Origin of the sequence: Dyella sp. (assembly GCF_036746095.1) — a bacterium.
Taxonomy (GTDB): domain Bacteria; phylum Pseudomonadota; class Gammaproteobacteria; order Xanthomonadales; family Rhodanobacteraceae; genus Dyella_B.
In genome coordinates this window covers 1-21,596 of sequence record NZ_DAIOEU010000057.1, presented here as the reverse complement: position 1 = coordinate 21,596, position 21,596 = coordinate 1, and the positions used below count along the sequence as shown (strand labels likewise).

Annotated in this window: 19 protein-coding genes; 6 read left to right on the top strand and 13 right to left on the bottom strand. The window is 63.7% G+C overall.

Going from position 1 to position 21,596, the window contains the following annotated elements; genetic code table 11:
* Positions 1 to 81: 81 nt before the first annotated feature.
* Positions 82 to 1,458 carry a leucyl aminopeptidase family protein gene (locus V7M64_RS18155; RefSeq protein ID WP_333681082.1) on the top strand — a complete coding sequence of 459 codons (1,377 nt, stop codon included), beginning with the start codon at positions 82 to 84 and terminating at the stop codon, positions 1,456 to 1,458.
* Positions 1,459 to 1,597: 139 nt separating this feature from the next.
* Positions 1,598 to 3,328, top strand: a complete 1,731-nt coding sequence (locus tag V7M64_RS18150; RefSeq protein WP_333681081.1) for a M1 family metallopeptidase — start codon at positions 1,598 to 1,600, stop codon at positions 3,326 to 3,328.
* A gap of 45 nt (positions 3,329 to 3,373) precedes the next feature.
* On the opposite strand, the gene V7M64_RS18145 is transcribed toward V7M64_RS18150, so the two are convergent.
* The 13 genes from V7M64_RS18145 to V7M64_RS18085 all read right to left on the bottom strand — a co-directional run bounded on the left by V7M64_RS18145 (position 3,374) and on the right by V7M64_RS18085 (position 17,939).
* Positions 3,374 to 3,979 (bottom strand): DUF4126 domain-containing protein, encoded by a 606-nt coding sequence (locus V7M64_RS18145; protein ID WP_333681080.1) that lies wholly within the window; start codon positions 3,977 to 3,979, stop codon positions 3,374 to 3,376.
* A 272-nt stretch (positions 3,980 to 4,251) separates the two neighbouring features.
* On the bottom strand, positions 4,252 to 6,555 hold the full coding sequence (locus tag V7M64_RS18140) for a carboxy terminal-processing peptidase (RefSeq protein ID WP_333681079.1): 2,304 nt from the start codon (positions 6,553 to 6,555) through the stop codon (positions 4,252 to 4,254).
* A 9-nt stretch (positions 6,556 to 6,564) separates the two neighbouring features.
* On the bottom strand, positions 6,565 to 7,587 hold the full coding sequence (lipA, locus tag V7M64_RS18135; RefSeq protein ID WP_333681078.1) for a lipoyl synthase: 1,023 nt from the start codon (positions 7,585 to 7,587) through the stop codon (positions 6,565 to 6,567).
* Positions 7,588 to 7,595: 8 nt separating this feature from the next.
* Positions 7,596 to 8,264, bottom strand: a complete 669-nt coding sequence (lipB, locus tag V7M64_RS18130; protein ID WP_333681076.1) for a lipoyl(octanoyl) transferase LipB — start codon at positions 8,262 to 8,264, stop codon at positions 7,596 to 7,598.
* A gap of 121 nt (positions 8,265 to 8,385) precedes the next feature.
* Complete coding sequence (locus V7M64_RS18125; RefSeq protein WP_324146059.1) at positions 8,386 to 8,676, bottom strand: DUF493 family protein; 291 nt, start codon at positions 8,674 to 8,676, stop codon at positions 8,386 to 8,388.
* 161 nt (positions 8,677 to 8,837) lie between these two features.
* On the bottom strand, positions 8,838 to 10,067 hold the full coding sequence (locus V7M64_RS18120) for a D-alanyl-D-alanine carboxypeptidase family protein (RefSeq protein WP_333681075.1): 1,230 nt from the start codon (positions 10,065 to 10,067) through the stop codon (positions 8,838 to 8,840).
* A gap of 67 nt (positions 10,068 to 10,134) precedes the next feature.
* On the bottom strand, positions 10,135 to 11,061 hold the full coding sequence (locus V7M64_RS18115; RefSeq protein WP_333681074.1) for a septal ring lytic transglycosylase RlpA family protein: 927 nt from the start codon (positions 11,059 to 11,061) through the stop codon (positions 10,135 to 10,137).
* A complete protein-coding gene (gene mltB / locus V7M64_RS18110; RefSeq protein ID WP_333681072.1) occupies positions 11,058 to 12,068 on the bottom strand; it encodes a lytic murein transglycosylase B in 1,011 nt (336 codons plus the stop codon). Before mltB ends, V7M64_RS18115 begins: the two co-directional genes overlap by 4 nt.
* A gap of 19 nt (positions 12,069 to 12,087) precedes the next feature.
* On the bottom strand, positions 12,088 to 13,203 hold the full coding sequence (rodA, locus tag V7M64_RS18105; RefSeq protein WP_333681093.1) for a rod shape-determining protein RodA: 1,116 nt from the start codon (positions 13,201 to 13,203) through the stop codon (positions 12,088 to 12,090).
* Positions 13,203 to 15,221, bottom strand: coding sequence for a penicillin-binding protein 2 (mrdA, locus tag V7M64_RS18100; protein WP_333681070.1), 2,019 nt, complete (start codon positions 15,219 to 15,221; stop codon positions 13,203 to 13,205). Before mrdA ends, rodA begins: the two co-directional genes overlap by 1 nt.
* A complete protein-coding gene (gene mreD, locus V7M64_RS18095; RefSeq protein WP_333681068.1) occupies positions 15,218 to 15,706 on the bottom strand; it encodes a rod shape-determining protein MreD in 489 nt (162 codons plus the stop codon). Before mreD ends, mrdA begins: the two co-directional genes overlap by 4 nt.
* Positions 15,703 to 16,704 carry a rod shape-determining protein MreC gene (gene mreC / locus V7M64_RS18090; RefSeq protein ID WP_333681066.1) on the bottom strand — a complete coding sequence of 334 codons (1,002 nt, stop codon included), beginning with the start codon at positions 16,702 to 16,704 and terminating at the stop codon, positions 15,703 to 15,705. The genes mreD and mreC overlap by 4 nt, the downstream gene beginning before the upstream one ends.
* 188 nt (positions 16,705 to 16,892) lie before the next feature.
* A complete protein-coding gene (locus V7M64_RS18085; protein ID WP_333681065.1) occupies positions 16,893 to 17,939 on the bottom strand; it encodes a rod shape-determining protein in 1,047 nt (348 codons plus the stop codon).
* A gap of 224 nt (positions 17,940 to 18,163) precedes the next feature.
* On the opposite strand from V7M64_RS18085, the gene V7M64_RS18080 reads away from it, so the two are divergent.
* The 4 genes from V7M64_RS18080 to V7M64_RS18065 all read left to right on the top strand — a co-directional run.
* Positions 18,164 to 19,099 (top strand): carbohydrate kinase family protein, encoded by a 936-nt coding sequence (locus tag V7M64_RS18080; RefSeq protein WP_333681063.1) that lies wholly within the window; start codon positions 18,164 to 18,166, stop codon positions 19,097 to 19,099.
* 17 nt (positions 19,100 to 19,116) lie between these two features.
* Positions 19,117 to 19,476: a DUF1304 domain-containing protein gene (locus tag V7M64_RS18075; protein ID WP_345786367.1), complete on the top strand. Its 360-nt coding sequence runs from the start codon at positions 19,117 to 19,119 to the stop codon at positions 19,474 to 19,476.
* Positions 19,477 to 19,529: 53 nt separating this feature from the next.
* A complete protein-coding gene (locus V7M64_RS18070) occupies positions 19,530 to 20,150 on the top strand; it encodes a M24 family metallopeptidase (protein ID WP_333681091.1) in 621 nt (206 codons plus the stop codon).
* Positions 20,151 to 20,303: 153 nt separating this feature from the next.
* A partial coding sequence (locus V7M64_RS18065) for a GTP-binding protein (RefSeq protein WP_333681061.1) occupies positions 20,304 to 21,596 on the top strand: 1,293 nt, incomplete at its 3' end.

The following is a 21,596-nucleotide window of genomic DNA, read 5'->3' as shown; positions in this document are numbered from 1 at the left end:
GCTTTGAACCCCGCGCAAAAGCGCGCATCATCTGCGGCCAACTCCACGACCCGCGCACACCCGACGCGCGCAAGGAATTGCATGTCCGCCCTGATTGCCCAAGCCTCCGGCCGCCGTACTGCCACGCCGATCGAAGCCACTGACGCGACGCACCTGTCCAGCTTGCGCAAGCGCTTGACTGCCGCGCAACGCAATTGGCTGGACGAAAGCGGCTTCGATGGAAAACCCGGCAGCGTATGCCTGGTGCCGGACGCGAACGGCAAGCTGGCGCGCGTGGTGGTCGGCGTGGATCGGCAGGAATCGCTGAGCGCGTTGGCAGCATTGCCGCTGATGCTGCCGACTGCCGAATACACGCTGGCTTCGGAAAGCGTGCCGCTGGATCCGCAACTGTCCGCCCTCGGCTGGGCGCTGGGCTGCTATCAATTCACCCGCTATCGCAATGCCAAGCGCCCGGGCTCGCCGCTGGTGGTAGATGCTGCCACCCTGGCCGCGCTGACGCCGCTGATCGAAGCCACCTATTTCGTGCGCGACCTGGTCAATACGCCGACCGAGGACATGGGCCCCAAGCAGCTTGCCGATCAGGTAAAGCAATTGGGCAAGACATATAAGGCCAAGGTGCGCGAGTGGGTGGGCGAGGAACTGCTGGAAGACAACTTCCCCACCATCCATGCCGTCGGCCGTGCCAGCCATCGTCCGCCGCGACTGATCGAATTGTCGTGGGGCAAAACCAGTGATCCGAAAGTGGTGGTGGTCGGCAAAGGCGTGTGTTTCGACACCGGCGGGCTGGATCTGAAATCCTCGGACGGCATGCGCTGGATGAAAAAGGACATGGGCGGCGCGGCACATGCGATAGCGCTGGCCGGCCTGGTGATGGAAGCGAAGCTGCCGGTGCGGCTGACGCTGCTGGTGCCGGCGGTGGAGAACGCCGTCGCCGGCAATGCGATGCGTCCGGGTGAAGTGATCACCACACGCGGTGGCCATAGCGTGGAAGTGGACAACACGGATGCCGAAGGCCGGTTGATCCTGTGCGACGCACTGGCGTACGCAGCGGAGCAGAAGCCGGAACTGATCATCGACTTCGCCACGCTCACCGGCGCGGCGCGCGTCGCGCTCGGCCCGGATCTGCCGGCGCTGTTCGCCAATGACGATCAGCTTGCCGACGCGGCACTTGCCTGCGGCAACGCCGTTGCCGATCCGCTGTGGCGGTTGCCGCTGTGGCGGCCGTATCGCAAGTTGTTGGAGTCGTATCTCGCCGACTTTGCCAATGCGGGGCCGTCGCGCCATGCCGGCGCGATTACCGCGGCGCTGTTCATGGAGCGCTTTATCCCGGAAGGCATGCCCTGGTTGCATCTGGATACGTATGCGTGGAACGACGGCGATCGCCCCGGCCGGCCGCGCGGCGGCGAGGCGATGGGCTTGCGGGCGATGTTTGCGTTGCTGGGCAAGCGCTACGGCTAGGCACTTAGCCCCTCTCCCCTTGGGACAGGGGTTGGGGTGAGGGTACGACCCGCCTGCGTGGCATGCATGACTTCTGGCTTAGTCGCCCAGCCGCACAACGCCGCATGATGCCGGAGTCTCCACCCGGCCCTCATGACCCATGCGCCCATTGCGTCCCGCCTTGCTCGCCTTCAGCCTTGCTCTCGCCGTCAGCGGCTGCGCCCATGTCCAGCAGCACCAGCCGCCGCTCACCACGCTGACCGAAAACTCCGGCGGCGCCATGCCGGCCGAACAAAAGCGCGTGCACTTCGATCACGCCGAGTTGCACATCGCGGTCGATCCCGCGCAGCAACGTATCGATGCCACGGCGACGTTGAGCTTTACCGCGCGCGAGCCCACCGACGTGCTGGTGCTGGACTTGGACCGCAATTTGCCGATCAGCGCGATCGACGTGGAAGGCAAGCCGTTGGCGCCGAGCGCCTGGAGCAACCCGGAAGGACGCCTGCGCATCCAGCTGCCAAATGCATTGCGTGCCGGCGAGCATGTCGCCACCACCGTGCATTACGGCGGCCAGCCGCACGTGGCGAAGAAGGCGCCATGGGATGGCGGTTTCGTATGGAGCCACACCAAAGACGGCCAACCGTGGGTCGGCAGCGCGGTGGAAGGCGAAGGCTGCGATCTGTTCTGGCCTTGCATCGACCAGCCGGAAGGCAAGCCGGACCTGGTTGATCTGTACGTGACCGTACCCAAACCGCTGGTGGCGCCGGGCAACGGCGTCTTGGTCGGCATCAGCGACGAAGGCGACAAACGCACCTATCACTGGCGCGCCAAGCATCCAACCACGTATGCCATTTCCATCAACGTTGGCCCGTACAAGGAACTCACCGGTGAATACCACAGCCGCTATGGCAACGTGATTCCGCTGCAGTACTGGTATCTGCCGGGCGAAGACGAACAGGCGCGCAAACTGTTTGCCGAATTCCCGCGCATGTTGGCGTTCAACGAAGCGATGATCGGCCCTTACCCGTTCGGCGACGAGAAGATGGGCGTGGTGGAAACGCCTTATCTGGGCATGGAACACCAGACCATCAACGCCTACGGCAATGACTACAAGAAAGACGGCAGCGGCTTCGATTGGCTGTTGCAGCACGAGTTTGCGCACGAGTGGTTCGGCAATCAGATGACCAATGCCAACTGGGACGACATGTGGCTGCACGAGGCGTTTGCGACCTACATGCAGCCGCTGTATAGCTGGTCGATCAACGGCGACATGGGTTATTACGCGTGGATGCAGAAGATGCGCCTGGCCTTGCACGATCGCTTCCCGATTGTTTCAGGCAAAAGCCAGACCGAAGCGCAGGTCTATGACGATGATCATGGCCCGGGACTGGACATCTACGACAAGGGCGCACTGACGCTGCATTCCTTGCGCGGCTTGATCGGTGATCGCGATTTCTTCGAGAGCCTGCGCATGCTGGTGTACGGCCGGCCGGATCCCAAGCCTGGCAATTTCGCGCCGCACTACGCGAGCTCGCAGGATTTCATCCGCATCGTCAACCAGGTGAGCGGACGTGATTTGAGCTGGTTCTTCAACGTGTATCTGTACCAGGCGAAGCTGCCGGCCCTGGACGAGCAGCGCGTCGGCAATACGCTGACCCTGCGTTGGCGCGCGCCGCATGACTTGCCGTTCCCGATGCCGGTGGAAGTGCAGGTGGATGGAACGGTGCATACGCTGCCGATGACGCATGGCGAAGGTTCGCTGGACGTGCCGGCGGATGCGCTGGTGGTCATCGATCCGCACTCCAAACTGCTGCGGGAGTTGCCGCATGTGACGGAGTATCAGCAGTGGCAGAAGATGCAGAAGGCGCAGGGCAAAGCGAAGACCGGCTAGCTTGCCGCACGTCTCCCTCCCCTGCCTGACAGGGGAGGGAGCAGATCACGCGGAACTGGGACCGCCTGCAAATTTCCGCCATTGCGCCGACATCGCACGCAGCCCGCGCACGATCTTCGGCAGCAGCCAGCAGATCAACGCAATGAACAGCGCCAGCAAGATCAGCAATACCAGCGGGTGTTGCCACGCGAGATAGAGAATCCCCAGCAGCGAAATATCTTCCGTCGCACTTGCGCCCCAATTGCTGAAAGGCTCGGGCGACGTGTTGATCAGCGCGCGTGTTCCCGATTTGGCCAGATGCGTGCCGGTGACGACGGCACCGCCAAGCAAGGCCGCTGCAATCTGCTCATCCGCGCCCGCATGCTTGAACACGCCCCACGCGAGCAAGGTGCCGACCGGAATGCGGATGAAGGTCTGGATGGAATCCCACACGCTGTCGAACACGGGGATTTTGTCGGCCAGGAATTCGCCCGTCATCAACACGCCGGCGGTGATCAGTACCCAGTTGTGGCTGAGCACTTCCAGACCCGATGGCAAGGTGACGTAGCCCAGGCGCCCCAGCAGGCCGGCGATGAATAGCGTGGCATAGAGACGGATGCCGCTGGCCCAGGCAAGGCCGCCGGCGAGGGCGAGGTTGGAGAGCAGGTTCATGGCGGTGGGTCCTTGTCGCGGAGGGGCCTGCGGTAGCCATCCTCTCTCCAAAGCAGCCGGATATCCACCATCTTGCGGTGAAGCACATGTTGCCTCACCGTCATTCCGGCGAACGCCGGAATCCAGTTCAAGTACGTCGTGCGTAGCACTCAGCCCCAAAAGTGTTGTGTCCTTCGGACGCGTATTTAGGCTGGATTCCGGCGTTCGCCGGAATGACGAGCAACAAAAAAGCAGCGCCGGAGCGCTGCTTTTTTGTTTCCAAAAAACGCGACTTACTTGCCGCTCGAACCTGCCGCCGCCGGCGGTGTCGAGGTGCCCGGCTCCGTCATCGGCGTCGGCAATGAAACCGGAGCATTGGCGGCCGCCATCGACGGACCGTCGCCCTGCTTGCCGCCGTACGGCAGCACTTCGGCCGCCAGCTTCGGATTGGCACCGATCAGGCCAACGGCATCGAACAGGATGTGCGCGGTTTCCTGCAGTTGCGGGTCGGGCGCCTTCTTGGCCTCTTCCTGCTGCTTCAGTTCCGACTTCAGGCTGCGCTCGCTGGGATTGAGGCCGTCGTCGAGCTGATCGTCGACGTCCACGTCGGCAGTGCTGCCGTCGATCGCCTTATGGCGTGCGCGGAAATCCGCCTGCATCGCATCCAGTTGCTTGCGCTCGGCCTGGCGCTGGTCGTAGTTCAACGAGATGGAGGTGCGGTCGGCCAGCTTCTTGTATTGGTTGAGTTCGTCCAGCATCAGCTGCCATGCGGGCGACTTGGCCACGCGTGCGTCATGCATCTGCGTGAGCTGCGGCAGGTAGGCCTTCATGTCAGCCACCGGCTTGTAGTCGGCAGGCGCGATCTGCGTCCACGGCAGCGCATTGTCGTAGGTCGATTCGCCGAAATCCTTGTCGTCGCCATTGCTCGGATACAACAGATCCGGCGTCACGCCACGCAATTGGGTGGAGCCGCCGTTGATGCGGAAGAATTCCTGCACGGTCATTTTCAGCGCGCCGAAGTCCGGCTTGTTGTCGGTGTCGGCGGCGAAGCGGTTGAGGTCGATCAGCGTCTGCACCGTGCCCTTGCCGAAGGTCTGCGTGCCGATGATCAGGCCGCGGCCGTAGTCCTGGATCGCCGCGGAAAAAATCTCCGAGGCCGAGGCCGTGCCGCGATTGACCAGCACCGCCAGCGGACCGCTCCAGGCCATGCCCGGATCGTCATCGCCCTGCACTTGCACCTGGCCGCGCGCATCGCGCACCTGCACCACCGGACCCTTGTCGATGAACAGGCCGGTGAGTTCGTTCGCTTCGTACAGCGAACCGCCGCCGTTGTTGCGCAGGTCGATCACCACGCCCTGCACGCCTTCGGTCTTCAGTTCGCCCAGCAGTTTGGCGACGTCGCGGGTGGCGCTCTTGAAGTTCTTGTCGCCTTCGCTGCGGGCGCCGAAATCGGAATAGAACATCGGCAACTCGATCACGCCGATCTTGCGGGTAACGCCGTTGTCGGTGATCTGGATGACTTTCTTCTTGGCCGCCTGTTCTTCGATGGTAACTTTCTTGCGCACCATCGTGACCATCTCGTGCTTGCCATCGGTGCCCTGGTCGCCGGGCACGATTTCCAGGCGCACAGTGGTGTCTTTCTTGCCGCGGATCAGGTTGACCACGTCGTCGATGCGCCAGCCGACCACGTCCTGGATCGGGCCGCTTTCGCCCTGGCCCACGCCCATCACGTAGTCGCCCACGTGCAGCTTGCCGGACTTGATCGCCGGACCGCCGGGCACGAGTTCGCGGATCACGGTGTAGTCGTCGCGCTGCTGCAGCACGGCGCCGATGCCTTCCAGCGACAGCTTCATGGAGATGTCGAAGTTCTCGGCGGCACGCGGACCCATGTAGTCGGTATGCGGATCGGTGGAGTTCGCATAGGCGGTCATGAAGGTCTGCAGCGCGTCCTGGTCATCGAGCTGCTTCATGCGGTCGATGTAGTTGCTGTAGCGCTTGTCGAGCGTCTTGCGGATGTCCTCGTCGCTCTTGCCGGCCAGCTTCAGGCGCAGCCAGTCGTTCATGGTGCGCTTGCGCCACAGGTCGTCCAGCTCGGCCTTGTCCTTCGGCCAGTCGGCCTTCTTGCGGTCGATGACGTAGGTGTCGTTGGTGTTGAAGTCGAAACCCTGCTTCAACAGGCTGCGCGCATAGTTCATGCGGTCGATGGCGCGCAGGATGTACTGGTTGAAGATGTCGAACGGGCCCGAGAGATCCTTGTTCCAGATCTCGTTGTCGAACTGGTCCTTGTACTTGGCGAACTTCGCCATGTCTTCCTGCGTGAAGAAGACCTTCTCGCCGTCCAGCAGCTTGAAGTAGCGCGTGTAGATCTTCTCCGACATCGCATCGTCGAGCGGCTGCGCGTCGTAGTGGAAGCGCGTGAGCAGATGCGCGGAGATCAGCGCCGCATTGGCTTCGTCGGCGGTTGGCTGCAGCGGCAGCGTGGATACCTTGCGCGGCTTGCTGGCACCCATGTCGGCGGCCGATTGCGCGAAGGCTGCCGTGGTGGTGACGCTCAAGGCGACCAGCAGGGCGAGCAAGGGGCGAAAGCGAAAGGTCATGGGGTTCTCTTAAGCGTGCTCGGTGATGCCAGCCGCGTGAGCCTGCTGGTCGGCGTGATAGGAAGAACGGACAAGCGGGCCGGAGGCGACGTGATGGAAACCCATCGCCTCGCCGGCTACGCGCAACGAGTCAAATTCGTCCGGCGTCCAGTAGCGCACCACCGGATGATGATGCGGCGTGGGCTGCAGGTACTGGCCGATGGTGATCATGTCGACGTCGTGCGCGCGCAAATCGCGCATCGTTTCGAGCACTTGGCTTTCGGTCTCGCCCAGGCCAAGCATGATGCCGGACTTGGTGGGCACATCCGGGTGCTGCGCCTTGAAGCGCTTGAGCAGGTCCAGCGACCACTGGTAGTCGGCGCCCGGGCGCACTTCGCGGTACAGGTGCGGCACGGTTTCCAGGTTGTGGTTGAACACGTCCGGCGGGAAATCCTTCAGCACTTCCAGCGCGCGCTCCATGCGGCCCTTGCCACGGAAATCCGGCGTGAGGATCTCGATGCGGGTGTTGGGGCTGGCATGCCGCACGGCACGGATGCAGGCGGCGAAATGTTCGGCGCCGCCGTCGCGCAGGTCGTCGCGATCCACCGAGGTGATCACCACGTACTTCAGGCGCATGTCGCGGATGGTGTCGGCCAGGCGTGCCGGTTCCAGCGGATCGGGAGCAGCCGGGCGGCCGTGCGCCACGTCGCAGAACGAGCAGCGGCGCGTGCATACGTCGCCGAGGATCATGAAGGTGGCGGTGCCCTTGCTGAAACACTCGTGGATGTTCGGGCAGGAGGCTTCTTCGCATACCGTGACCAGCGCGTTCTCGCGCAGGCGCGCCTTCAACTGCTGCACGGCGTTGCCTTGCGGCAGGCGCACGCGAATCCAGCTGGGTTTGCGCAGTGTGGGAACGTTGGTATCGAAACCGGCGCGGTTCAGGGCGATCTTGTCGCTACCGAGCTGCTTGTCGACGAGTGCTCCCTCGGCAGGTGCGCCGCTGATGACGCTGATGGGAATGGTCTTGCTGGAGGATGCGCTGGTATCGCTCATGAAATAGCTCAGACCGCCATGCGAGCGGGGAGTTCGGGGATCACGGGAGCGGCCGATTCAGCTTCGAAGCCGAACTGCCGGCAAAACTCGCCGATCAGTACCTCTTCGACGTCCGACAGCCGCGACGGACCGCCCAAGTCTAGCACCTGCGTGACCGCCAGGCCCTTGTAACCGCAAGGATTAATGCGGTGGAACGGTTCCAGGTCCATGTTTACGTTGAAAGCCAGGCCGTGGAAGCTGCAACCACGGCGCACGCGCAAGCCCAGCGCTGCCACCTTGGCGTCAGCCACGTAGACGCCGGGCGCTCCCTCGCGGCGGACAGCCTCGATATTCCAGTGTTCCAGGGTATCGATGATGGCCTGCTCGATCCGGCATACCAGCTCGCGCACCCCGACGCCGGCGCGACGCAGGTCGATCAACGGGTAGGCCACGATTTGGCCGGGGCCGTGGTAGGTGACCTGTCCGCCGCGATCCACCGGCACCACCGGAATCTCCCCTGGCGCCAGCACGTGCTCCATCTTGCCGGCCTGTCCGAGGGTGAAGACGGGGTCGTGCTCCAGCACCCAGAGTTCGTCCACGGTATCGGCGGTGCGGCTGTCGGTGAAGGCGCTCATCGCCTGCCACACCGGCGCGTAGGGTTGGCGGCCGAGGCGGCGGATGTTCAGGGGGAGGGACATGAATCGAGGGGCCTGCACGGGAATGGGGCCAATCTGTGGCCGGCGGCTGCGGCTTGCAAGTGACGGAAGGGGTGCCTCCACCCGCCCCTCTCCCCGATGGGAAAGGGGAGCTGCCGGTGGTTCAAAGCGTGTAGCGGATATCCGGATCGGCGCGCAGCGCGGTGTGGGCGAGGTCGTATTGCTCACGGGTTTCGCAGCGGAAGCTGACGGTGACGGACAGGAAATTGCCTTCACGTGAATGGCGATGCTTGACCGTCTCGTGCAATACGTGCAAGCCGATGCCTTCCAGGATCTGCGGCACGCGTGCTTTCAGGTCCGCGCTGGCGTTGCCCATGGCGGTGATCTCGAACTCGCCGGGGAATTGGAACCCTTGGCCTTCTTGTTGCGCCTTGATGTCGCTCAGGTCTTTCATGGGCGTTCTCCGCATGACGTCTCATTTCACCTGGGCGTCATTCCCGCGAAAGCGGGAATCCATCTTGCTCTGGACTGAGCGTCAAACATGGATTCCCGTTTTCGCGGGAATGACGTCCAGGTGTTAGCACCCTCCCCAGCCAGGACAGGGCGCTTGAATGTTTACTTCTTGCCGCTACCGTGGAACCACAACAGGATGCTGTCCCACAGGCGCTTGAAGAAACCGCCCTGCGGCGCATCGTTGAGCGCCACCAGCGGCACGTCCATGATGTTCTGGCCATCCTGCGTGATGTGCAACGTGCCGACCTGCTGGCCCTTCTTGAAGGGCGCGATCAGCGTGGACGGAATGTCCATCGTCGCCTTGAGCTTCTCGTAGTCGCCGGTCTTCACGGTGACCCGCACGTCCTGCGTCACGCCAAGCGGCAGCTGATCCGCTTCGCCCTTCCACAGGCGCGGGGTGGACAGCGGCTTGTTGGCTTCGTAGAGCTTGTGCGTTTCGTAGAAACGGAAGCCGTAGTTGAGCAGCGCAATGGCCGCATCGGCACGGCCCTTCTCGCTGCTGGAACCCATCACGATGGCGATCATGCGCGCATCGCCGCGCTTGGCCGACGCGGCGAGGCAGAAGCCCGCCTCGGCGGTGTGGCCGGTCTTGATGCCGTCCACCGTGGGATCGCGCCACAGCAATGTATTGCGATTGCCCTGCTTGATGCCGTTCCAGGTGAATTCCTTGATCGCGGAGATCGCGTAGTCATCCGGATAATCATGGATCAGCGCGCGCGAAAGAATGGCGATGTCATGCGCGGTGGAATAGTGATCAGGAATTGGATAACCGGACGCATTCGCGAAGTGCGAGTTCACCATGCCGAGTTGCTTGGCATAGGCGTTCATCAGGTTCGCGAAGGTTTCCTCGGAGCCGGCGGTGTGTTCGGCTAGGGCGATGGCCGAGTCATTGCCGGACTGGATGATCATGCCGTACAGCAGGTCCTTCAGCGGAACCTGGCTGTTGAGCTTGAGGAAGCTGGTGGAACCGTCCGTGCCTGCACCGCCCGCGCGCCATGCGTGCTCGCTGATCGTCACCGGATCGGTGAGATGGATCTTGCCGGCGGCCAACTGCGCCGAGACTACGTAGTCGGTCATGATCTTGGTGATCGAAGCCGGCTCCACGCGTTCGTCCGGGTTCTTCGAAGCGAGCACCTGGCCGGTGGTGTAGTCCATCAGCACCCATGCCTTGGCATCGACATCCGGCGGCGGCGGTACCGGCACGGCTACGGCGGCCGGCACGGGCGGCGGGTTCGGAACGGGCTTGGGCGGCGTCTGTTGTGCGACGGCACTGACGCCGAACACCAGCGCGGCGGCGGCAAATATGTGCAGGGAACGGCGGAACGGATTCATGTGGGCTTGCTTCCGGTTTCTATGTGCTTGGCGCACGCGGCGCCATGATTTCTTCGCAGAAAAAACGTCAGTCTACCGCGACCTGCGGCTGCGGCAGACCCATTTGTTCGATCTTGGCGCTCACCTGGTCGGCGCTGTCGACGTCGCTCAAGGGGCCTACGCGTACGCGGTGCACGGTCCGGCCGCCGATCGTCGCATCAGACACCTGCACCGGCGCGAAATTCGCCACGCGCAGTTGCGCCGCGACGCGCTCGGCGTTGGCCGGATCGGAGAATGCACCAATTTGCAGGTAAATACTCGGCGGATGCGCGGGCGTAGCGGTGACAAGCGGGGGCGGCGGTGCCTCTTCTTGCGGCGGTGCGGAGGGATCGATGCCCTGCACTTCCACCAGGCCGGTGCCCTTGGGCCAGATGCCGATCTTCACGGCAGCGGCGTAGGACAGGTCGATCACGCGATCCTCGTGGAACGGCCCGCGATCGTTGACGCGCACGATCACGCTCTTGCCGTTCTGCAGGTTGGTCACGCGCGCGTAGCTCGGCAGCGGCAGCACCTTGCTGGCGGCGGTGAACTTGTACATGTCGTAGTCCTCGAGGCTCGAGGTCTTGTAGCCATGGAACTTGCTGCCGTAGAACGAGGCGATGCCGCGCTCGTCATAGCCGCGCGCCGTCGACAGCACGCTGTAGGTGCGGCCCAGCACGGTATATGGCGATTTGTTGCCATACAGCGAGCGCGGTTCGACCTTGGGCACGGGCTCCGGCAGCTTGCTCACGTCCGGCGGCGGGCCATCCGGAATGCTGTCGGCGCCATCGCGGTAGCGGCTGCTTTGCGGCTTGCTGGTGTCGTCGTAGATGTCGCCCGAACCACCGCCGGACCGGCTTGAACGGCCATGCGAGGAAACATGGGACGAGGAAGGACGCGTACTGCGATGTCCGCCGCAGCCGGCCAGCACCAGGGTGATTGCGAGCAGCAGCGACAGGCGCCGGCGCGTCTTCATCGACGGGCGTTCTCCTGGGCGTGCACCACTTCGATGATGGACTGTGCCAGCTGGTTGACCGCCATCGCATACATCACGCTGCGGTTGTAGGTGGTGATCACCTGGAAATTCTTGAAGCTGAACCAGTACTCCGGACCGTTCGCAGCCTGCAACGTCTGCAGGCTGCTCGGCGCGCCCGGATCGAGATGCTGCAGCGGCGCGTAGCCCCAAGCCTCAAGCTGTTCGATCGTCCACTGCGGCGTAGCATCCTTCACGGCCAACACTTTCGCCGCTGCATCCGGCTGCGCGCGCGCGGCGACCGGACCACCGCTCACCCAGCCGTGCTTGGCGAAGTAATTGGCGACGCTGCCCAGGATGTCGGGCATGGAATTCTGCAGGTCAATGCGACCATCGCCGTCTTCATCCACGGCGTAGTCGCGAATGCTGCTGGGCATGAACTGGCCCCAGCCTTGCGCGCCCGCGTAGGAACCGGTGAGCGTGTCGACCGGACCTGCGAGCTGCGTATTGGGCAACTCCAGCAGGGTCTTCAGCTCGTTGCGGAAAAACGCCGCGCGCGGCGGGTAATACAGGCCCAGCGTGACCAGCGCATCGAGCACTTTGTACTTGCCGGTATTGCGCCCGTAGAACGTTTCCACACCGATGATCGCGACGATGTACTGCGGATCGACGCCGTACTTCTTGCCGACCTGCTCCAGCAGCGCCTGATGATCGAGATAGAACCGCACGCCTGCGTCGATACGCGCCTGGGTGAGGAATATCTGGCGGTATTCGCTCCACGGTTTCGCTTCGGCCGGGCGGGCGATGGCATCGAGGATGCTCTGCTGCCGCTTCGCACCGTCGAGCAAAGCGTTCAAGGCGGCAGGATCCTTGCCGGTATCTTTCGCTACTTCAGCGACCAGTTTCGCCTGGCCGGGATGCTCGGCCCATGCGCCGAACGGCGTCGCGAAAAACAGCGCAGCAAATGCAAAAACGATTTTTCCCTTCATGTCGTGGAGCGTAACACGCATGTGCGTTTTTGACGGACCATCAGTCATGCACCTTGCGATTGGCATGAATCGACATCAGCACCCCAAAGCCCACCAGCAGCGACACCGCCGAGGTGCCGCCGTAGCTGACCATCGGCATCGGCACGCCCACCACCGGTAGCAGGCCCGCGACCATGCCGCCATTGACGAACACGTAGACGAAGAAACTCATGCCGATCGCGCCGGCAAGCAGGCGCGAGTAGGTGTCTTTCGCTTCCATGGCGATCCACAGGCAGCGGCCGATGATGAAGGCGTACAGCACCAGGATCGCGCACACGCCGATCAGGCCGAATTCTTCGCAGAACACGGCGAAGATGAAGTCGGTGGTGTGTTCGGGCAGGAAGTCCAGGCGCGATTGCGTGCTCTGCTCGAAACCCTTGCCGAAGATGCCGCCCGAGCCGACCGCAATCTGCGACTGGATGATGTGCCAGCCGTTGCCGAGCGGATCGGATTCGGGATTGAGCATGGTGAGGATGCGGTCGCGCTGGTACTGGTGCATGAAATGCCAGGCGATCGGCACCATGCCCGCGGCGCCCGCCAGCAACACGCCGATGCGCCACCACGCCATGCCGGAAAGAAACAACGCGAAACCGCCTGCCGCCGACACCAGCAAGGCGGTGCCGAGATCCGGCTGCTTGGCGATCAGGGCGGCGGGAATGCCGATCATGACGCCGACGATCACGATGTCCTTCCAGCTTGGCGGCAACTGGCGCGGATGCAGGTACCAGGCCACCATCATCGGCATGGTCAGCTTCATCAGCTCCGACGGCTGGAAACGCATGATGCCGAGATTGAGCCAGCGGTCCGCACCGCGGCCTTCGCCCAATACGGCGACCAACACCAGCAGCATCACGCTGCCAGCGTAGAGCCAGGGCGTCCAGTTGCGCAGCACCGAAGGCGGGATGCGCGACATCAGCAGGATGAAGGCACCGCCAAGCATGAAGCGCGCGGCTTGGCCGCCGACCAGGCCGAGATTGCTGTCGCCGGCGCTGTACAGCGTTACCAGTCCCACACTGCACAGCAGGAGCAAGGCGAACGCCAGCGGCAGGTCGATGCGCGGACGCGTCCACACGCGGCGCAGGAAACGATGGAAACGGAAGCGCAGGGTATCGATCATCATGGCGTGTCATCTCCCGCGCTGGAGCTGTCGGGGGCAGGCACGTCGCCCTGCGGCGTATCCTCCGGCGTCGGCGGCACTTGGGTCGATGACGATGAGGCCAAGGTGGATTCCTGCAGCGGCTGGTGCGGCGGTACGGCACCACCTTGCGCCGTCAGCCAGGCATCGAGAATCTTGCGTGCAATCGGGCCGGCGTCCTTGGCGCCCCACGCACCGGCCTCCAGCACCACGGCGACGGCGATGCGGGGATTCTCGGCCGGCGTAAAGGCTTCGAACCAGGCGCGATGGCGTGCGGCGAGATAAGCCGTGTTCTTGTCTTCGTTGTACGCATCGGTCTTGCGCGAGAAGCGCTCCGCGGTACCGCTCTTGCCGGCGATGCGGTACGGGAAGCCATCGCCCAGTTTCGTGCCGAAGCCGGTCGAGGTCGGATCGGTGCTGTAGATCACCAGCTGCATGCCCTCGTTCACCGCTTCCCAATCCTTCATGTTCTTGATCAGCGAGGGACCAGTGGGCGGATTGAGCAACGGCGACGGCTGCTTGCCCACGTCCGCCGCCGACATCACGACGCGCGGCGCATAAGGCACGCCACGGCCGGCAAACGTTGCCAAGGCATGCGCCAGCTGCATGGCCGTGACGGACCAGTAGCCCTGGCCGATACCGGTAATTACCGTCTCGCCCGGATACCAGTTTCGTTCCTTGGGCGAATGTTTGGCCTTCCATTCGCGCGACGGCAGGATGCCGGACACCTCACCGGGAAGATCCACGCCACTGGGATGCCCGAAGCCGTAGCTGCCCATGAACTCGCTGATGCGGTCGATGCCCAGGTCCAGCGCGAGTTTGTAGAAGTACGTGTTGACCGATGCGTAAATGGCTTTGTAGAGATTCGTCGTGCCGACGCCGCCACGCACGTCGTCGCGATAACCGCGCGACTGGCCCGGGATGTAGAACACGCCGGTGGAAAGCACCGAGTCCTGCGGCGTGCGAATGCCATATTCCAGGCCAGCCAGGCCCATGAACGGCTTCACCGTAGAACCGGGCGGATACGCCCCTCTAAGCGCACGGTTGAGCAACGGCTTGTCCGGTGAGGTCATCAGCGCCTTGTAATCCGCACTGCTGATGCCGTTGACGAACAGGTTGGGGTCGAACGTCGGCACGCTCACCATCGCCAGCACCTGGCCGTTGCGTGGATCGATCGCCACCGCCGCACCGGGGCGGCCTTCGAACGCGTCTTGTGCCGCCTTCTGGATGCGCGAATCGATGCTCAGGTAGAGGTTCTTGCCCGGCACTGGCGGATCGGTTTTCAGCACGCGCTGGATGCGCCCATCGGCATTCACTTCGTCCAGCTCGTAGCCGGGCGTGCCGTGCAGCATGTCCTCGTAGGAACGCTCCACGCCGGTGCGCCCGATGTGCGTGGTGCCTTTGTAGCGATCCGCGTCGAGATTCTGCAGGTCATCCGCGTCGATGCGGCTGACGTAACCCACGACATGCGAGAACAACGGGCCGAGCGGATATTGGCGCGTGAGATACGGCACCACGTCTACACCGGGAAAGCGCCAGCGGTTCACCGCAAAGCGGGCGATGTCGTCTTCGGACAGGCGCATCTTCAGCGGCACGCTGTCGAAACGGCGCGACTGCTTGAGCTGCTTGTGGAAGGCGTCCAGATCGTCCTGATCCAGCGGAATCACCTTGCCGAGCTCCGCCAGCATCTGGTTCATGCCGTGCACTTGTTCCGGCACGACCTCCAGCCGGAAGGCCGGCACGTTGTCAGCCAGCAACACGCCGTTGCGGTCGTAGATCAAACCGCGCGCGGGAGGAATGGCGCGCGGCTTCACGCTGTTGTTGACCGAGCGCAGGGCGAACTCGTCGTGGTGCAGCACCTGCAGGAACACGTAGCGCCCGACCAGCGCGAACAGGCCGAGCAGGATCAGCGCGAAACCGGCAAACGCACGGCGCCGGAACAGCTCGCCCTCGCCGCGCGTGTCCTTGTAGATGCGCAGGCGTTTTGCACCTGGCTTCATTGCAGCCTCAACCGCATCCGCAGGTCGTCAAGCAGCAGGAACAGGAAGGGCCACAGCACGGCACTGACAAATGGCGAGGCCCACCACAATGCCGGTGGCGTGGATTCGCCGGCAAACGCGCGCACGACCAGCAGCAAGAAACGGTCGTTGACCAGCAAGGCAAGTACCGCGAGCGTCTGCTGCCACATCGGGAAAAAGCGCAGCCGCGAGCGGAAACGCAAGGCGATGAACGCCAGCACGCACAAGCGCAAGGCCTGCTCGCCCAGCAGCACGCCGGTCAACAAATCCGAGCAGAGGCCGAAGATGAAAGCCAGGCCCAGCGTGACGCGCTGGTCGCCCGATTCCAGCGCCCAGTACAACAGCACCAGCGCCGGCCAATACGGCTTGAATGCCTCCAGCACGTGCGGCAGTGGCACCAGCATCAGCATCAATGCCATCACCAAGGTGCCGACGAACCACCAGAAGGAGAGTCGCTGGCGGCTCATGTCGATGGCGTCCCTGCGGCTGGCGGAAGCGCCTTGGCGGGTGACGCCGGCGCGGCCGGCAGCGCTGCGCGAGGCGATGCGCTGGTGGATGCCGGCGCCGGCGCGTCACTGGCGGGCGGACCGGCGGGGGTGACCGGCGGTGGCGGGCCGGCCGGCTCCGGCAGGTCATGCAGTACCAGCACTTCGTCGGCGCGGTCCAGGTCGGCGCTGGGTTGCGCATGCGCTTCCAGGAACATGCCGCTGGCAGACGGCCCGACGCTGGTGATCTCGCCGACCGGAAAGCCCTGCGGGAAACGCCCGCCCAGACCCGAGGTAAGCAACTTGTCGCCCGCCTGTACGTCAGCCGCCATGGGCACGTTGGGCAAGGTGAGCTGCTGGCCGTTGCGCGAGCCATATGCAATGGTGCGCAAACCGGTGCGCTGGATCATCACCGGCACGGCGTGGTCCGGATCGGTCACCAGCATTACCGTGGCGGAGTTCGGCAGCACGTCGATGACCTGCCCGACCACGCCGCGCGCATCGATCACCGGCTGGCCGGTCTTGATGCCATCGCGTGCCCCCAGGTTGATCACCAGGCGATGCCGGTACGCACCCATGTCCACGCCCACCACGCGCGCCATCTGCACATGCAGGTCCAGACTGTGCTGGGTATCGAGCAGTTCCTTCAGGCGCTGGTTCTGCTCGGCCACCGCGGCCATGCGATTGAGCTTGGCATTGGCCAGCAACAGGTCTTCACGCAGGCGCTGGTTCTGCTCGGTGAGCAGGCGGCGGTCGGCGAAGGCCACGCTCATGGCATGAAAGCCATCGGCCGGCAGGCTGGCCAGTCGATACACCGGCTCCACCACGATCGCCGTGGCATAGCGCAGGCGCCACAGCCAGCCGTTGCGATGATCGAGCACCATCAGCACCATCGCCAGGGCGAGATAGAAGATCAGCCGCAGGGTGCCGGCCGCGGTACCGGCGAACAGGGGCGAGGATTCCTCGCGGGCTAAGGGCATGCGGATACTCCGCAAAAATGCTCCCTCTCCCCTCCGGGGTGAGGGGGCAACCTTGCGAGACGCCTGCTACCGCTAATGCGTGCTTTTTCTAATGCGCTTCGAATCGACATTGACGCAAGCCTTGGCCCCTCACCCTACCCTCTCCCCGGAGGGGAGAGGGGGTAATGAGTCCTCGCAAGCGAGGACGGTTATTCAGGAGCGAAGAAGTCGCTGCCGTGCTGATCGATCAGCTCCAGCGCCTTGCCGCCACCGCGGGCCACGCAGGTGAGCGGATCGTCCGCCACCTGCACGTGCAGGCCGGTTTCCTCGGAGAGCAGGCGGTCCAGATCACGCAGCAGCGCGCCGCCGCCGGTGAGCACGATGCCGCGCTCGGCCACGTCTGAGCACAGTTCCGGTGGGGTTTGCTCCAGCGCTGCCTTGACCGCCGCCACGATGCCGGCGAGCGGCTCGTGCAAGGCTTCCAGGATTTCGTTGGAGTTGATCGTGAACATGCGCGGCACGCCTTCGGCCAGATTGCGGCCGGAGATCTCGATCTCCTTGACCTGGCTCTGCGGGAAGGCGCAGCCGATTTCCAGCTTGATACGCTCGGCGGTGGCTTCGCCGATCAGCGTGCCGTGGTTGCGGCGCACGTAGTTGATGATGGCCTCGTCGAAGCGATCGCCACCCACGCGCACGGACTGCGAGTAGACGATGCCGTTGAGCGAGATCACCGCCACCTCGGAGGTACCGCCACCGATGTCCAGCACCATCGAACCGCGCGCCTCATGCACCGGGATGCCAGCGCCGATCGCGGCGGCCATCGGCTCCTCGATCAGGAACACGTCACGGGCGCCGGCGCCTTCGGCCGATTCCTTGATGGCGCGGCGCTCCACCTGGGTGGAACCGCAGGGCACGCATACCAGCACGCGCGGACTGGGTCGCAAGAAGCGCGAACGGTGTACCTGGCGAATGAAGTGCTGCAGCATCGCCTCGGTCATGGTGAAGTCGGCGATGACGCCGTCCTTCATCGGGCGCACGGTGGCGATGTTGCCGGGCGTACGGCCAAGCATGCGCTTGGCTTCGCCACCGACGGCGGCGACCGTGCGGGGACCACCCGGACCGCGATCCTGGCGAATCGCCACGACGGAAGGTTCGTTCAGGACGATTCCCTGGCCGCGCACATAAATAAGCGTATTGGCCGTGCCAAGGTCGATGGAAACATCGTTGGAAAACATCCCGCGAAACTTCTTGAACATGGGTCCGCCGCGCATCGACTCTGGCTAAAAAGTAAGCGCGCCAGTCTAGTCAGCAAACCCCTGGTCCGCAAGGACATTGGCGTTAAGAAAGCGGTCTTTTTAAGGGCAATCGCGCAAGCGTCGGCGCTTTTGCCAAGCGACATGCTGCCCCTTCCCTGTTTCCCGTTCCCGGCTCAAACGCTACGATGATGCGTTTGCCAACTTAACCCGGACCTTCATCTGCCATGTCTGCCGTCATCTGCGGATCGCTTGCCTACGACACCATCATGGTGTTCCAGGACCAGTTCAAGAACCACATCCTGCCCGACAAGGTGCACATTTTGAACGTGTCGTTCCTGGTGCCGCAGATGCGCCGCGAATTCGGCGGCTGCGCGGGCAACATCGCCTACAACCTCAAGCTGCTGGGCGGCGATCCGCTGCCGGTGGCGGCCGTGGGCCAGGATTTTGCCCCCTACCGCGAGCACCTGGACCGTTGCGGCATCCGCATGGACTGCATCCGCGTGTTCGAAGACCAGTTCACGCCGCAGTGCTTCATCACCACCGACCTGGACAACAACCAGATCACCGCCTTCCATCCCGGCGCGATGTCCAGCGCGCATGCCAACCACGTGCGCAACATCCCGCATATCAGCTTCGGCATCGTCGCCCCTGACGGGCGCGACGCGATGCTGCAGCATGTGGATGAATTCGCCGCGCGCGGCGTGCCGTTCGTGTTCGACCCGGGCCAGGCCATGCCGCTGTTCAACGGCGAGGAATTCCGGGCGATGATCGAAAAATCGACCTACGTGATCGTCAACGACTACGAGTCCCAGTTGCTGCAGCAACGCACCGGCTGGAGTGCCGAGGACATCGCCTCGCGCGTGAAGGCCTATGTGGTGACGCTGGGCCCGCACGGCTCGGTGATCCACGCAGACGGCACCATCCACCAGATTCCGCCCGCACGCGAACGCCAGGTGACCGACCCCACCGGCTGCGGCGACGCTTATCGCGCCGGCCTGATCTTCGGCATCATGAAAGGCTGGGATTGGCCCACGATCGGCCGCGTGTCCTCGCTGATGGGCGCCTTGAAAGTGGAGCACCCCGGCACGCAGAACCAGTCCTTCACCTACGCCGAATTTGCCGCCGAGTTCGAGGAACAGTTCGGCTACGCACTGGGCTGAAGCCGGGAATGCTCGCCATGTCGATCCTTGCCAACATCGTGGTCGCGATCATCGCGCTGATGCACCTGTGGTTCCTGATCCTGGAAATGGTGCTGTGGGACAAGCCCACAGGCCGGCGTGCGTTCGGCACCACGCCCGAATACGCCGCGCAGACCAAGGTGCTGGCCGCCAACCAGGGCCTGTACAACGGATTTCTTGCGGCTGGCCTGGCATGGGGGTTGATCCTTGGCGGCACGGAAGGCACGCACGTGAAGTTGTTCTTCCTGGCCTGCGTGCTGGTCGCCGGCGTGTACGGTGGGCTGACGGCCACGCGCAAGGTGCTGTGGATCCAGGGGCTTCCCGCCGCCATCGGCCTCGCCCTGGTGCTGGCGGGCTGAACGTGGGCACGCACGATCGCCAAGCTGTCGGCCTGCGGTTCGATCCCGCACTGATGCAGCGTGCCCGCGAGCTGAGCTGGCAGGCCGTGCAAGGCATTCGCGCGCGCATGCGGCCCGGCGTCAGCGAGGACGAGGCGGGCGAGGAAGCTCGGCAAATGTTCGAGCAGCTGGGCATGGAGCGGCTATGGCATCCGGTGATCATCCGCATTGGTCCGAACACCGTCAGGACGTATCGCGAGCCCTCCCAGCCGGGCGTGCGCCTGGCTGAAAATGACAGCTACTTCATCGACCTCGGCCTGGTATTCGATGGGCACGAGGGCGACGTCGGCGATACTTTCGTGGTCGGCCATGCGCCCGAACGGGCCGCATGCGCGCAGGCTGCACGCGATTTGTTCCAGGATGTCGCCCAGAAATGGCGCGATGAAGGCTGGAGCGGCCAAAAGCTTTATAATCATGCGTCCGAGCGTGCCAAGGCGATGGGCTGGCGCTTCAACCATGCCATCAAAGGGCACCGGGTGAGCGACTTTCCGCACTCGGTGCACAAGGGCGGCGACCTGGGAGATCTCGACCACACCCCCGGCACGGGCTTGTGGATTCTTGAAATCCAGATTGCCCACCCGAGCGAACCGTTCGGCGCCTTTTACGAAGATTTACTCGCCGATCCTGCGCCATGAACGCGCCTGACCGGCAACCAGGCATACACATTTGAAACGCACGCTGCGGAGCCAAGGACGACCCGCCATCTGTGATTCTCCTCAGGAGGAGCGCACGCTTCTCTGATCAACAACTTCTGATCGACAAACGACTTCTACTACGGAACCAAGACTGTGGCCCGCCAGAAACCTCTCCACCTCTATCGCAACATCGGCATCATCGCGCACATCGACGCCGGCAAGACCACCACGACCGAGCGCATCCTGTACTACACGGGCAAGAAGCACCAGATCATCGACGTGCACGACACGAAGGATGGCAAGGGCTCCACCACCACCGACTACCTGGAACAGGAAAAGAAGCGCGGCATCACCATTCAGTCCGCTGCCGTGTCGACCGAGTGGAAGGGTCATCAGATCAACGTGATCGACACCCCAGGGCACGTGGACTTCACCATCGAAGTGAACCGCTCCCTGCGCGTGCTCGACGGCGCCGTGGTGGTGTTCGACGGCGTGGCCGGCGTGGAACCGCAGACCGAAACCAACTGGCGCCTGGCCGACCAGTACAACGTGCCGCGCATGTGCTACATCAACAAGATGGATCGCATCGGCGCGAACTTCAAACATGCCGTCGACGGCATCAAGAACCGCCTGGGCGCCAACATCGTGCTGTGCCAAGTGCCGCTGGGCAGCAGCGACGACTTCATCGGCATGGTCGACCTGATCGCCGGCGCGGGCTATATCTGGGACAGCAGCGACAAGGACAGCAAGTGGGAAACCGTCCCGCTCGACCAGATCGCCGATCATCCCAAGGTCAAGGCATTCACCACCACCGCCGACAAGGAATGGGTGTCCCAGCTCGCCGAACTGCGTGCGCATAGCATCGAAAGCGCGGTGGAAATGGACGACGACGCCATGCACGCCTACCTCGAAGGCGAGGAACCGACGCTGGAAACGCTGAAGAAGTGCATCCGCAAGGGCTGCGTGGCCGGCAAGCTGGTGCCGGTGTTCTGCGGATCGTCCTATCGCAACAAGGGCGTGCAGCAGATGCTCGACGGCGTGATCGACTACATGCCGTATCCAGGCGAGAACGGCGGCATCTCGATGGTGGACGAGGACGGCAACATCATCGGCGAACAGTCCGTCACCGACGACGCCCCGGTCCGCGCGCTGGCCTTCAAGGTGATCAACGACCAGTTCGGCACCCTCACCTTCACCCGCATCTACTCCGGCGTGATCAAGAAGGGCGACACGCTGCAAAACGTCACGCGCGGCAAGAAAGAGCGCATCGGCCGCATCGTGGAAGTGCAGGCCAACGCCACCAAGGAAATCGACGAAGTGCGCGCCGGCGACATCTGCGCGTTCGTGTCGCTGAAGGAAACCGAGACCGGCGACTCGCTCACCGATCCGCAGCATCCGGTGCTGCTGGAGCGCATGCGCTTCCCCGACCCGGTGATCAGCGTGGCG

Excerpts from the sequence above, each read along its gene's own strand:
- V7M64_RS18155 (WP_333681082.1), top strand. The coding sequence starts at position 82 with ATGTCCGCCCTGATTGCCCAAGCCTCCGGCCGCCGTACTGCCACGCCG.
- V7M64_RS18150 (WP_333681081.1), top strand. The coding sequence starts at position 1,598 with ATGCGCCCATTGCGTCCCGCCTTGCTCGCCTTCAGCCTTGCTCTCGCC.
- V7M64_RS18145 (WP_333681080.1), bottom strand. The coding sequence starts at position 3,979 with ATGAACCTGCTCTCCAACCTCGCCCTCGCCGGCGGCCTTGCCTGGGCC.
- V7M64_RS18140 (WP_333681079.1), bottom strand. The coding sequence starts at position 6,555 with ATGACCTTTCGCTTTCGCCCCTTGCTCGCCCTGCTGGTCGCCTTGAGC.
- lipA (WP_333681078.1), bottom strand. The coding sequence starts at position 7,587 with ATGAGCGATACCAGCGCATCCTCCAGCAAGACCATTCCCATCAGCGTC.
- lipB (WP_333681076.1), bottom strand. The coding sequence starts at position 8,264 with ATGTCCCTCCCCCTGAACATCCGCCGCCTCGGCCGCCAACCCTACGCG.
- V7M64_RS18125 (WP_324146059.1), bottom strand. The coding sequence starts at position 8,676 with ATGAAAGACCTGAGCGACATCAAGGCGCAACAAGAAGGCCAAGGGTTC.
- V7M64_RS18120 (WP_333681075.1), bottom strand. The coding sequence starts at position 10,067 with ATGAATCCGTTCCGCCGTTCCCTGCACATATTTGCCGCCGCCGCGCTG.
- V7M64_RS18115 (WP_333681074.1), bottom strand. The coding sequence starts at position 11,061 with ATGAAGACGCGCCGGCGCCTGTCGCTGCTGCTCGCAATCACCCTGGTG.
- mltB (WP_333681072.1), bottom strand. The coding sequence starts at position 12,068 with ATGCGTGTTACGCTCCACGACATGAAGGGAAAAATCGTTTTTGCATTT.
- rodA (WP_333681093.1), bottom strand. The coding sequence starts at position 13,203 with ATGATCGATACCCTGCGCTTCCGTTTCCATCGTTTCCTGCGCCGCGTG.
- mrdA (WP_333681070.1), bottom strand. The coding sequence starts at position 15,221 with ATGAAGCCAGGTGCAAAACGCCTGCGCATCTACAAGGACACGCGCGGC.
- mreD (WP_333681068.1), bottom strand. The coding sequence starts at position 15,706 with ATGAGCCGCCAGCGACTCTCCTTCTGGTGGTTCGTCGGCACCTTGGTG.
- mreC (WP_333681066.1), bottom strand. The coding sequence starts at position 16,704 with ATGCCCTTAGCCCGCGAGGAATCCTCGCCCCTGTTCGCCGGTACCGCG.
- V7M64_RS18085 (WP_333681065.1), bottom strand. The coding sequence starts at position 17,939 with ATGTTCAAGAAGTTTCGCGGGATGTTTTCCAACGATGTTTCCATCGAC.
- V7M64_RS18080 (WP_333681063.1), top strand. The coding sequence starts at position 18,164 with ATGTCTGCCGTCATCTGCGGATCGCTTGCCTACGACACCATCATGGTG.
- V7M64_RS18075 (WP_345786367.1), top strand. The coding sequence starts at position 19,117 with ATGTCGATCCTTGCCAACATCGTGGTCGCGATCATCGCGCTGATGCAC.
- V7M64_RS18070 (WP_333681091.1), top strand. The coding sequence starts at position 19,530 with ATGCAGCGTGCCCGCGAGCTGAGCTGGCAGGCCGTGCAAGGCATTCGC.